Annotated in this window: 10 protein-coding genes; 2 read left to right on the top strand and 8 right to left on the bottom strand. The window is 40.3% G+C overall.

Annotated features, from left to right (window positions below):
* Nucleotides 1-3 precede the first annotated feature (3 nt).
* Both fadA and tusA read left to right on the top strand, forming a co-directional pair.
* Nucleotides 4-1170, top strand: a complete 1167-nt coding sequence (fadA, locus tag KQP93_RS00050) for an acetyl-CoA C-acyltransferase FadA (protein WP_062568452.1) — start codon at nt 4-6, stop codon at nt 1168-1170.
* A gap of 153 nt (nt 1171-1323) precedes the next feature.
* Complete coding sequence (tusA, locus tag KQP93_RS00045; RefSeq protein WP_054554785.1) at nt 1324-1563, top strand: sulfurtransferase TusA; 240 nt, start codon at nt 1324-1326, stop codon at nt 1561-1563.
* Nucleotides 1564-1661: 98 nt separating this feature from the next.
* Here tusA and KQP93_RS00040 read toward each other — a convergent pair whose 3' ends face one another.
* From KQP93_RS00040 to dnaA, 8 genes are all read right to left on the bottom strand, one after another.
* Nucleotides 1662-3281: a KAP family P-loop NTPase fold protein gene (locus tag KQP93_RS00040; RefSeq protein ID WP_217875403.1), complete on the bottom strand. Its 1620-nt coding sequence runs from the start codon at nt 3279-3281 to the stop codon at nt 1662-1664.
* A gap of 68 nt (nt 3282-3349) precedes the next feature.
* Nucleotides 3350-3799, bottom strand: coding sequence for a hypothetical protein (locus KQP93_RS00035; protein ID WP_058583678.1), 450 nt, complete (start codon nt 3797-3799; stop codon nt 3350-3352).
* Between the two features lie 61 nt (nt 3800-3860).
* A complete protein-coding gene (gene glyS / locus KQP93_RS00030) occupies nt 3861-5930 on the bottom strand; it encodes a glycine--tRNA ligase subunit beta (RefSeq protein ID WP_217875402.1) in 2070 nt (689 codons plus the stop codon).
* 8 nt (nt 5931-5938) lie between these two features.
* Nucleotides 5939-6838, bottom strand: a complete 900-nt coding sequence (glyQ, locus tag KQP93_RS00025; RefSeq protein WP_054554789.1) for a glycine--tRNA ligase subunit alpha — start codon at nt 6836-6838, stop codon at nt 5939-5941.
* 141 nt (nt 6839-6979) lie between these two features.
* On the bottom strand, nt 6980-9406 hold the full coding sequence (gyrB, locus tag KQP93_RS00020) for a DNA topoisomerase (ATP-hydrolyzing) subunit B (protein WP_217875401.1): 2427 nt from the start codon (nt 9404-9406) through the stop codon (nt 6980-6982).
* Nucleotides 9407-9418: 12 nt separating this feature from the next.
* Nucleotides 9419-10513 carry a DNA replication/repair protein RecF gene (gene recF / locus KQP93_RS00015; RefSeq protein WP_054563761.1) on the bottom strand — a complete coding sequence of 365 codons (1095 nt, stop codon included), beginning with the start codon at nt 10511-10513 and terminating at the stop codon, nt 9419-9421.
* A gap of 6 nt (nt 10514-10519) precedes the next feature.
* A complete protein-coding gene (gene dnaN / locus KQP93_RS00010) occupies nt 10520-11623 on the bottom strand; it encodes a DNA polymerase III subunit beta (RefSeq protein ID WP_217875400.1) in 1104 nt (367 codons plus the stop codon).
* A 13-nt stretch (nt 11624-11636) separates the two neighbouring features.
* The gene (gene dnaA, locus KQP93_RS00005; protein WP_217875399.1) at nt 11637-13034 is read right to left on the bottom strand and encodes a chromosomal replication initiator protein DnaA; all 1398 of its coding nucleotides are present in this window, start codon (nt 13032-13034) and stop codon (nt 11637-11639) included.

Raw genomic sequence — 13034 nt, 5'->3', positions numbered from 1 at the left:
AACATGAATAATCCAGTAATCGTAGATTGTATCCGCACACCAATGGGTCGTTCAAAGAACGGCGTATTCAAAAACAAGCGTGCGGAAGATTTAAGTGCTCACTTAATGAAAGGTTTGTTAGACCGTAACCCAGCCGTTGATCCAGCATCAATTGATGATATTTACTGGGGCTGTGTACAGCAAACTTTAGAGCAAGGTTTTAACATTGCTCGTAACGCAGCACTACTAGCCGGTATCCCTCACTCAGTACCAGCTGTCACTGTTAACCGTTTATGTGGTTCATCAATGCAAGCATTACACGATGCTGCACGCGCTATTATGACTGGCGCTGGTGATACCTACATCATTGGTGGTGTTGAGCACATGGGTCACGTACCTATGACTCACGGTAATGATTTTCACCCTGGTTTATCAACGTCTGTAGCACAAGCTGCTGGCGTAATGGGTTTAACTGCAGAATACCTTGCTACGCTTCATGGCATTAGCCGCGAGCAACAAGACGAATTTGCTTACCGCTCACACCAACGTGCACACGCGGCAACTGTTGAAGGTCGTTTCCGTCGTGAAATCCTAGCAATGGAAGGTCACGATGCAGATGGTTCTTTAATCTTAGTTGAAGACGATGAAGTAATCCGTCCTGAGACAACTGTTGAAGGCTTATCGCAACTACGCCCTGTATTCAATCCAGCATCAGGTAGCGTAACAGCAGGTACTTCTTCTGCACTTTCTGACGGCGCATCAGCAATGCTTGTAATGAGCGAAGAGAAAGCAAAAGAGCTTGGTTTACCAATTCGTGCGCGTATTAAATCAATGGCTGTTGCAGGTTGCGATCCATCAATCATGGGTTACGGCCCTGTTCCTGCATCGCAAAAAGCACTTCAACAAGCAGGTATCACTATTGACGATATCGATGTTGCAGAGCTTAACGAGGCATTCGCAGCGCAATCTCTACCTGTGTTAAAAGACTTAGGTCTGATGGATGTGGTAGACGAAAAAGTTAACCTAAATGGTGGTGCAATTGCACTTGGTCACCCACTAGGTTGTTCTGGTTCACGTATTAGCACAACGCTTGTTCACCTAATGGAAGACAAGAACGCTAAATACGGCCTAGCAACTATGTGTATTGGTTTAGGCCAAGGTATTGCAACTGTATTTGAGCGCGTGGAATAACGAGCTCACACCAAACATCTTGGTGATAAAAAGGCGCACTGATTTTTTCAGTGCGCCTTTTTTATTTGCTTTGCTTTCGCTTATTGAAACTAGCGGCAATAGAAAGTTAAAATAGCTGCTTATTATTCGTCTCTTTCACCTAAAAGGTCAGCCATGAGTTTTGATAATCCCGATCACCAATTAGATGCACTTGGCCTTCGTTGTCCAGAACCCGTGATGATGGTGCGCGGTGCAGTACGTAAAATGAAAGATGGCGAAACCTTACTTATCATCGCCGATGACCCATCAACCACCCGCGATATTCCAAGCTTTTGTACCTTTATGGATCACACTCTCGTGGCAAAAGATGTAGAACAAGCACCGTATCGATACTTAGTGAAGAAAGGGTTGTAACGAGCTATCAGCTATCAGCTATCAGCTATCAGCTATCAGCTATCAGCTATCAGCTATCAGCTATCAGCTATCAGCTATCAGCTATCAGCTATCAGCTATCAGCTATCAGAAAGTTTATTTGTTAAATTGATTAAATCTAAATAATATTCTAGGGAAACTTTGTGTATTCCGAAGAAGGTCATGTATGCCTGTAGTAGCTGCGAATCGCTTATACTTCCTCTCCCATCGTAATTAAAAGTATTTAAAAAACCAACATTACGTATAGAATCCTCTCGATTTAATACTTCTGAAAAGTCTTTGAAATATGTATAAATACTGGTATCGGAGAAATTTTTCTCAAACCTTAAAAGTGCTTGCTTATCATAACCCGATAAGTTGAGTAGCTGTTTAAAGCTATAAAAGTTATTAGAATTTGAGGTCATTTTTTCTAAGCTATTTGGAATATTGAGCTGTTCTCCTGAGACTCTTAATGTCGTTGCATTATGATCAAAATTAAATTTCTTTCCACATAAGGTTGAGTAAAGATAGTCATATTCACTTTTGCTAAACATATACAAACATAGCAAAACCGATAGCACTACAATATCTATAGACTTTTCGTTATCAATTAACTCTATAGATGTTAGTAACCTATTAGCTAATTGAATTGATGATCTTGGGGGTAGCTTTTTCCAATTAGAAATACTCACAAGAAGTGATGATACTTGACGTTTTAAGCATTCATTATTTTGAGATATAAATGGGAATAGTAAGATATTTTTTTCATTCAAGTCATCATGATTCAATATTGAAAAATCACTATTTATTTCAAGCAGGCTTGGTGAAACAGTTACATCTAAATGATATTTAGTGTCAAAGAAACGTCTCAGGTAACTATCAGCATTAAAGTTATTTCCATAAAGAGCTTTTATTGTGTGTTGTAGCTCTTCTGTATGAGTTGAAACGACGATTACAAGTCCTTCAATATCAAATATATGCTTAATTGCCTCAAGCATTTCAACTGCGTAGGTTGGTCGACATCTATCAAGTTCGTCTATAAATATAAATGCAGGGTAACTTCGCTTGTTCACACTTAAAGAGTTCTTGGGGTTATCCACGGCGAACTTAATAAGTTCTTTAATCGTGGCTTTTAGCTCTTTTACACCAGATTTATAATCACTATGCTCTTTAAACGCTTGTGTCGCCATAGCCTCCATAGCAGCTGAGAGATCCAATGTTTTATTTGTTGATGCAGGTTTCTCGCTTTCTTCACTAGACTCTTCAACAAATAAGTCTTCAATATCAAAGCCACCATAGCGTTTAACGAGCGCGGCTAATATTTTTGGTAATATTGAGATCCCAATATTTTTAAAACGCTTTTTCTTATCTCTAGGTAAACAACTTTTATTAATGCTATCTAAAAGCTGCTCTTGGATTTCAGCCAATACTGTAATAATTGGTGAGTCCATAAAGTCATTAGACCATGCATCGATGTAAACAACTGGATAATCATACTTTAAATCTTCAGCCCACCTTTTTATAAAGTAGGTTTTTCCAGCTCCCCACTCAGCATTTACATTTATCACATAGGATGATTTATTAGCACTTTGAGAGATGACATTAGATCTTCTTGTAAGAATTTTTGTTAATAAGTCAGCATCCTGCTTTCTATTCAACTCATCAGAAGGGAAAGTTACTCCGTTGATCACTATCCCTTCATTCCAACCTTTCTTACTCATGTCATGTCCTTATAACTATTTTCAACGCTCACTCGATCGGCTTAAAGCTGACAGCTGAAAGCTTAAAGCTATTTCTTCGTTACTGTCACTTTTGGTTGATTACTATTGCGGTAATCAAAGCTCACGACATACACGCCTTTTGCAGCGGGTTTAAAGCTGAAATAATTGTAGATGGTATTACAGTCGGCATTGGCTGCTTGCCCTAGAACCAATGATTGCCCTGCTGGGTCCATATCACTGTAACCACAGTTATAGCCTTCGCTAAAATCAGCATCCGCTACTTTGAATTCATAAACTTTACCAGGTGTTGAAAACTTTACTTCGGTTTGGAATATGCCCGGTGCAACTTGCTCTAACTGATACTGAGGCTCGGCATCCCACAAGGTAAAGTCACCACGTAAGTACATAGTACGGTCAAGCTCTTTACTTGGCAGAATATCGTCGATGCTTGGCATTTGCATTTGGCTAGAACAGGCAGTTAATAAGCCCGCTAATGCTAAAGTAATTACACGTTTCATTACTGTTCCTTTTGCTACAAAAAAGCCAGCACTGAGCTGGCTTTTATTAATTGGCTACTGCTTACTTCTGAAGTACAGAAATATCAGCAATATCTAAAAACAGACGGCTTAGTTGGCTTAATAATGCTAAACGGTTTTGTTTAACCGCTTCGTCATCGGCCATTACCATGACGTTATCGAAGAAGTTATCAACACTCTCACGGATACCTGCAAGTTGTGATAATGCTTCTTGGTAATCGCCATTTGCATATAAAGGTGCAAGCTCAGTTGCAAACTTAGCAACGTGTGACGCTAATACTTTTTCTGCGTCATCGCTTAATAGGCTCTCATTTACATCACCTTGTGTTGTGATGTCATTTTTAGCCAAGATATTACTAACACGTTTATTTGCTGCTGCAAGCGCTTCTGCTGCGTCTAATGTACGGAAGTGACTTACCGCTTTAACACGACGGTCGAAATCAACTGGTTTAGTTGGACGACGAGCTAGTACGGCTTGGATCACATCAACTTCGATACCTTCATCTTGATACCATGCGCGGAAACGACCTAGCATAAACTCAAATACATCAGTTGATACGTTTAGGTTCGTTAGCTTTTCATCGAATAGCGTTTGTGACTTAGCAACAAGATCTAAAATATCTAGCGGTAATGATTTTTCAACCATGATGCGTAGTGCACCAATTGCAGCACGGCGAAGTGCGAATGGGTCTTTGTCGCCTTTTGGCGCTTGACCAATACCAAAAATACCCACCAGCGTATCAAACTTATCTGCAATTGCGACCGCACAGCTGATCACATTTGTTGGTAAGTTATCACCCGCGAAGCGTGGCATATATTGTTCATTTTGCGCGAGTGCAACTTCTTCTGCTTCACCATCGTGACGAGCGTAATGCATACCCATTACACCTTGTACGTCGGTAAATTCCATAACCATTTCGGTCATTAAGTCTGTTTTACTTAATAAACCTGCTCGCTTAGCAAGCTCGGCATCGGCACCTAATTGCTCAGCAATGTAACCTGCAAGTTCACTAATACGCTCTGATTTGTCTTTCAGCGTACCAAGTTGCTTTTGGAATAAAACAGTATCTAGTGACTCTAAACGGCTCTCTAGCGTTTTCTTCTTATCTGTTTCGTAGAAGAACTGTGCATCAGCTAAACGAGGACGAACAACTTTTTCGTTACCAGCAATTACCACGCTTGGATCTTTACTTTCGATATTAGAAACAAATAGGAACTTGTTAAGTAAGTTGCCATCTTGGTCTAATAACGGGAAGTACTTTTGGTCGTCCTTCATAGTATAGATAAGCGCTTCTGAAGGAACATCTAAGAATGCTTCTTCGAATGTTGCTGTCAGCGTTACTGGCCATTCAACCAACGATGTTACTTCTTCAAGTAAGTCTTGATCCATCGCTACTTTTGCATTTACAGCGCTAGCTGCTGCTTCAATCTGTTCGCGAATTTGTGCTTTACGCGCTTCGAAGTCAGCGACAACGTAAGCAGATTTAAGAACATCAAACACATCATCAGCGTGGTTGATTGTTACTTTTTCTGGATGATGGAAACGGTGACCTTGTAATTGGTTGCCAACTTGCTTACCAAGGATTTCGCCTTCAATTAGCGTGCTACCAAATAAAATAGTCGCTGTGTGCACTGGGCGAATAAATTGTGTTTTATTTGCACCCCAACGCATTGGTTTAGGGATAGGTAATTTAGCAAGTGCTTTGTTTACAGCATCACTCATAAGCGATGTAGTTGCTTGACCTTCAACCTGTGCTTTATGTAATAACCAAGCGCCTTTATCTGTTTCTAGTGTTTGAGCATCGCTTACATCGATACCACAACCACGAGCCCAACCCATTGCTGCTTTTGTTGGATTACCATCGGCATCAAAAGCGGCTGCAACTGCAGGACCACGCTTTTCTACAACCTTGTCACTTTGTTTTGCTTCAAGTGCAGTAACACGCAAACCTAAGCGACGTGGTGATGCGTACCAGTTAACGCCTTGGTGATTTAATTCTAAGCTTGCAAGCTCAGCTGCTAAGTTCTCAGCAAACGACTCAGCAAGTTTACGAAGTGCTTTCGGTGGCAGCTCTTCAGTGCCAATTTCTACTAATAAATTTTCTGCTGACATGCTAATTCTTAATCCTTACAAAGCGGGAAACCAAGAGCTTCACGGGCATCATAGTAACTTTGCGCACACGCTTTAGATAAAGCACGAACACGTAAGATATAACGTTGACGTTCTGTTACTGAGATAGCGTGACGAGCGTCTAATAAGTTAAACGCATGTGATGCTTTCATTACTTGCTCATAAGCAGGTAATGGTAAGCCTGCTTCAATTAGCTTTTCGCTTTCTTTTTCACAGTGATCGAACTGTGCAAATAAGAACTCAACATCCGCTTGTTCGAAGTTATAAGCTGACTGCTCTACTTCATTTTGATGGAATACATCACCGTATGTCACACGTCCCATAGGGCCGTCTGCCCATACTAGGTCATAGATACTATCTACGCCCTGAATATACATTGCTAAACGCTCAAGACCGTAAGTGATTTCACCGGTTACTGGTGAGCACTCTAAGCCACCTACTTGCTGGAAGTAAGTGAACTGAGTTACTTCCATGCCGTTTAACCAGATCTCCCAACCTAGACCCCAAGCACCTAATGTAGGCGACTCCCAGTTGTCTTCTACGAAGCGAACTTCATCTGTTAGTGTATCAATACCAACAGCAGCTAAAGAGCCTAAATAAAGCTCCTGAATGTTTTCTGGTGAAGGCTTTAATACTACTTGGAATTGGTAGTAGTGCTGTAAACGGTTCGGGTTTTCACCATAACGACCATCAGTTGGACGGCGGCATGGTTGAACATACGCGCTCGACATTGGCTCTGGGCCAATCGACTTTAAGAAAGTTAACGGATGAAATGTCCCTGCTCCCACTTCCATATCGAGTGGTTGAGCAATCACACAGCCTTGCTGTGCCCAATAGTCCTGTAAAGCCAGGATCAAACCTTGAAAGGTTTTAACGTCATATTTTTGCATATTTGGCTTATAGTATCTGGTGCGTTTAGTCTGAAAATTGCTCTCAGTATACCTTGTGTGCAGTAAGGTTTTAAGCAGTTTGTGCTTTTTCAGCAATAAAAAAAGGAGCCAGTTGGCTCCTTTTTAATTCTTAATTTAGCTTTATACGTCTAGGTTAACTACACGTAGCGCATTCGTTTCGATGAAGTCACGACGCGGCTCAACTTGGTCACCCATCAGAGTCGCGAACAATTGGTCTGCAGCTACTGCATCTTCAATTGTTACTTTCAACATGCGACGTGCACCTGGGTCCATAGTGGTTTCCCAAAGCTGATCAGGGTTCATCTCACCGAGTCCTTTATAGCGTTGAATATAAAGACCACGCTTCGACTCATTAATTAACCACTCTAATGCATCCACAAAGTTATCAACAGCAAGAGTTTTCTCACCGCGTTGAACATATGCCCCTTCTTCAAGTAAGTTAGCAATGTTTACGCCTGTCGCTGCAATGCGTTTGTAGTCACGCGATGTGATGAAGTCATGGTTTAGTACATGTGCTTTATCCACACCATGCTGGCGAATATTCACAACAGGATAATACATGTTGCGCTCAGTATCGTGCTCAGTACCCGCGTGGAAGATAGTTGCATCTTCATCACGTGCAATTAAGTCGTCAACAAGAGTGTTAGTCCACTCTTTAACTTTTGCTTCATCTGCTAAATCAGCTTCGGTAATTTCGCTTTGATAGATTAAACGTTCCATAACCGAATTTGGATATTTACGTTTTAAGCGCTCAATCACTTTAACTGTATTTTGATAATCGTGAACAATTCTTTCTAATTCTTCACCTTCAAGTGCAGATGCACCTTCACTTGTATAAAGTGCAGCATTATTTAATGCTAATGACGTTAAGTAATCAACAAGCGCTGGATCATCTTTAATGTAGCGTTCTTGCTTACCTTTTTTCACTTTATAAAGTGGTGGTTGCGCAATATAGATAAAGCCTTTTTCTACAATCTCTGGCATTTGACGGTAGAAGAAAGTCAGTAGTAAGGTACGAATGTGAGAACCATCCACGTCCGCATCGGTCATGATAATGATACGATGATAACGTAGTTTTTCTGGGTCATATTCATCACGACCAATACCACAACCTAGAGCTGTGATTAGAGTTGCTACTTCTTGAGAAGAAAGCATCTTATCAAAGCGCGCTTTTTCAACGTTAAGAATCTTACCTTTAAGTGGCAAGATAGCTTGGTTTTTACGGTTACGACCCTGCTTAGCTGAACCACCTGCAGAGTCACCCTCCACTATGTATAGTTCAGAAAGTGCTGGATCTTTTTCTTGGCAGTCTGCCAATTTACCTGGTAAACCAGCTAAATCCATAGCACCTTTGCGACGTGTCATTTCACGTGCTTTACGCGCTGCTTCACGAGCTCGTGCCGCATCAATAATTTTGCCAACAACTGTTTTAGCATCTACAGGGTTTTCTAATAAGAACTCTGTTAGTTTTTCTGCCATTGCTTGTTCTACAGCAGACTTAACTTCACTTGATACTAGTTTGTCTTTAGTTTGCGATGAGAACTTAGGGTCAGGAACTTTAACACTTACAACCGCGGTTAAACCTTCACGAGCATCATCACCCGTTGCATTGCTGGTTGTTTTCGCTTTTTTGTTAAAGCCTTCTTTTTCCATGTAGTTATTTAGCGTACGCGTTAATGCCGCTCTAAAGCCAGCTAAGTGCGTACCACCATCACGTTGTGGAATATTGTTTGTGAAACAGTAAATGCTTTCTTGGAAGCCATCGTTCCACTGCATTGAAACTTCTACACTAATACCGTCTTCTTCACGCTCATGGGTAAAGTGGAAAACACTTTTATGTACAGGTGTTTTATTACGGTTTAGATATTCTACGAATGCTTGAATACCACCCTCATATTTGAAGTGGTCATTCTTAGATTCTTCGCGCTCATCTGTAAGAATGATACTTACACCAGAGTTCAAGAACGAAAGCTCACGTAGACGCTTTGCTAAAATATCGTAGTGAAAGTTAAGGTCAGTGAATGTTTCACCACTTGGCCAGAAACGTAATTCAGTACCAGTGTCTGTTGCGTCACCAATTACAGCTAATGGCGCATCTGGTACACCCATAGTATATGTTTGTTGGTGAATTTTGCCTTCACGACGAATGGTCAGCTGTAGTTTTTCTGATAGTGCATTTACTACCGAAACACCTACACCGTGTAAGCCACCTGATACTTTATATGAGTTATCATCGAACTTACCACCAGCGTGAAGTACCGTCATGATAACTTCAGCCGCTGAAACACCTTCTTCTTCGTGAATAGATGTAGGAATACCACGACCGTTATCTCTTACAGAGACTGAACCGTCTAAGTGAATCGTTACAAAAATATCATCACAATGACCAGCTAAGGCTTCATCGATAGAGTTATCAACAACCTCAAACACCATGTGGTGTAGGCCTGTACCGTCATCGGTGTCCCCTATATACATTCCTGGACGCTTTCTTACTGCGTCTAATCCTTTAAGTACTTTAATACTCGACGAATCGTAATTCTCAGACATGGTTAATCCCACTTATCTTGTTATTAGGTTGCCATGTTTCACGTGGAACATTTTTAGTTCTCGTTGCATGGGTTCCACCACAGCAGAAATACTTTCAGATAAAATCGATGAGATAAAAAGTTGCGAATCGCAATGAGTCAAAAGCTGACCCACTTTTTCTTTTGTATCTTCACCCAGTTCTGAAGGTAAGTCATCTATTAGCAATATAGATTGCTTATCTGTTTCTGACTCAATTAAGCTATTTTGCGTTACTTTTAACGCATAAAGCAAGAGCTTCAATTGACCGCGAGAAAATGTATTTTCTACACTGTTACCAGAAACACTAAAACTAAAATCAGCTTTATGCGGACCTTTACTTGTGAAACCTTGTTTGGCATCACGTTCAAAGCTTTGCTCAAGCGCCTCAGAGAGCGTTTCACTCTCTTTCCAACCCGCATGAAAGTTAATTTCTAAATCGCTTACAAGCGTTAATTCTGCACACATTTTATCAAAAAACTGCTGCTTAAACCTACTTATATACGCGATTCTTAGATTATTTATTTGTTCAGCTAGTCTAACAAATTCTTTATCCCAAAACTTGATCTGTTCGAAATAATCTCGAGGTTTACTTTTTAATAAAGCATTACGTTGTTTTAGTACTTTATTAAAAGACTGCCACAGATAAAAAAAGTCATGTTCCACGTGGAACAATCCTAAATCGAGAAATTTTCTACGTTCTTTTGGGCCGCCAAAAAACAACGAATAGCTTTCTGGAGTAATAACTTGCACCGGCACTAGCTGAGCTAATTCAGAAATTTTACGGCTCGTTTTACCCTGAATCTTTAAAGATGTTTCACCCGCTTGGTTTTTACTTATACCAATCGGAATAGACAAATCATGCAACGCTTTGCGACCATGAATCACAAACTTGTCTTGTTGGTGCTGAATGATATTTTTATGTTTGGCGGTACGAAATGATTTACCGTGAGAAAGGAAATATATCGCCTCAAGGAGACTGGTTTTTCCGCTGCCATTTTCACCATAGATAATGTTTATGCCATTAACAGGCTCAAGTGTCAGCGCCTCAATATTCCGAAAATTATTGAGGCTTAAATGACTTAAACTCATATAAGCTTATAGGCGCATCGGCATTACAACGTACATAGCTTCTTCGTCACCTGCACCTTCAATTAGCGCACTGCTATTAGAGTCTGCAAGTGTAAAGGTTACATCTTCTGTTTTTAATGTATTAAGTACATCAAGTACATAAGAAACGTTAAAGCCAATTTCAAGTTCGCCGCCTTGGTACATTACTTCAACCACCTCTTCAGCTTGTTCTTGCTCAGGGTTGTTTGCAGTAATTTTTAATAAACCTTCAGACAAGTTTAAACGTACACCACGGAACTTTTCATTCGATAAAATAGACACACGTTGGAAAGCACTGCGTATCCATTCACGATTAGCAGTAATTACTTTGTCACCACCACGCGGCAATACTCGACGATAATCAGGGAAACGACCATCAACTAGTTTACTAGTAAATGTAAACTCAGTATCAATAATACGAATGTGGTTAGCACCAAATTGAATAGTTACTAGTTCATCATCAGCCACCATTAGGCGCATAATTTCTTGCACACCTTTACGTGGAATAATTAACTGACGCTGTGTATTTAAAGACTGTGGTAATTGCTTTTGTGCAATTGCCAAACGGTGACCATCTGTAGCCACTGTTTTAATATCTGCGTTATCAACTTCAAATGACATACCGTTTAAGTAATAACGTACGTCTTGATTCGCCATAGAAAAGTGCGTGCTCTCTAAAAGTTTACGCAATTCTAAACGCGTTAGTTGAAACTCAACTTCACCATCCCACTGCTCAAGATTCGGAAAATCTTCAGCGGCCAGCGTAGTTAAAGAAAAACGACTTTTACCACTTGTTAGTAGTAACTGATGATCTTGGCTACTTAACGTAAGGTCTGAGCCATCAGGTAAACTTTTACAAATATCGAGTAACTTTTTAGCTGGTAAAGTTAATTGCGTATCTGTGGTATCTTCACCGACAAACACACTCGCCACTAACTCAATTTCAAGATCGGTCCCCGTCATCGAAAGTTGTCCGTTTTCAACAACTAACAGTACGTTCGATAAAATCGGTAAGGTGTGCTTACGCTCAATCGCACCAGACACTTGAACTAAAGGTTTTAAAAATTGCTCTCTTGATATTGTTATTTGCATAATAAAGTCGGCCTTAAGATGACAAGGTTCTTATTAAGTTTTGATAATCTTCTTTCACTTCGTGGCTTTCATCACGTAGTGATTTAACTTTACGACAAGCGTGTAATACAGTTGTATGATCACGACCACCGAAGGCGTCGCCAATCTCAGGTAAACTGTGATTTGTAAGTTCTTTTGATAATGCCATGGCCACTTGACGTGGTCTTGCTACTGAGCGGCTACGACGCTTAGATAGTAAATCTGATACACGAATACGGTAATACTCAGCAACAGTACGTTGAATATTATCTATCGTTACCAGTTTATCTTGCAGCGCAAGTAAGTCACGTAGCGCTTCTTTTACAAAGTCGATCGAAATCGGACGACCAGTAAAGTTTGCATTAGCTATAACGCGGTTTAACGCCCCTTCTAATTCACGCACATTTGAGCGTAATTTTTTCGCGATAAAAAAGGCAACTTCGTGAGGTAAATTTATTTTACTTTGCTGCGCTTTTTTCATCAAAATAGCAACGCGCGTTTCAAGTTCTGGCGGCTCAATAGCAATTGTTAAGCCCCAACCAAAACGTGATTTAAGGCGATCTTCAACCCCTTCTATCTCTTTTGGATAGCGGTCTGAAGTTAAGATAATTTGTTGATTTCCTTCAAGTAAAGCGTTGAAGGTATGAAAGAACTCTTCTTGTGAGCGTTCTTTATTAGCGAAAAATTGAATGTCATCGATCATCAATGCATCAACACTTCGGTAATAACGTTTAAACTCTTCTATGGCATTATTTTGTAGCGCTTTAACCATGTCTTGCACAAATCGCTCTGAGTGCATATAAACAATTTTCGCGTCTGGCTTATTAGCCATAATACCGTTACCAACTGCGTGTAATAAGTGAGTTTTACCTAAGCCAGTACCACCGTATATAAATACAGGGTTAAATGCTGAACCTGGGTTATCTGCAACTTGAGTTGCTGCAGCTTTTGCTAGTTGGTTTGATTTACCTTCAACAAAGCTATCAAAGGTGTAATTTTCTTTAATGTTTGATTTATAACCTGATTTTGGTGCAGGTTCGACCGCTGATTTTTCAGGTTTTGGCTGTTGCTTTTCAGCAGCTTGTTGTGGAATAGATGCGCTTGTTTCTGCTGCAGCCGGTGCTGATGCCACTTGGGCATTTAAAATAGGTTTACTACCAACATCAAAACGTAATTCAGGTGCTTCATCACCACAAATTTCAACGAGTAGTTCATTAATACGGTTTAAATACTTTTCTCTCACCCAATCCAAAACAAAACGGTTAGGTGCATATATAGTCAACGTATCTTCGGTACTTTCTGCTTGAAGTGGTCTTACCCACATACTGAATTGCTGTGAAGGCAATTCATCTTGCAATACATATAAACAACTTTGCCAAACCGACAGATACAC

It is taken from the genome of Pseudoalteromonas shioyasakiensis (genome assembly GCF_019134595.1).
Taxonomy (GTDB): domain Bacteria; phylum Pseudomonadota; class Gammaproteobacteria; order Enterobacterales; family Alteromonadaceae; genus Pseudoalteromonas; species Pseudoalteromonas shioyasakiensis_A.
The sequence above is the reverse complement of the archived record's forward strand: the minus strand, read 5'-3'. Positions and strand labels throughout refer to the sequence as shown.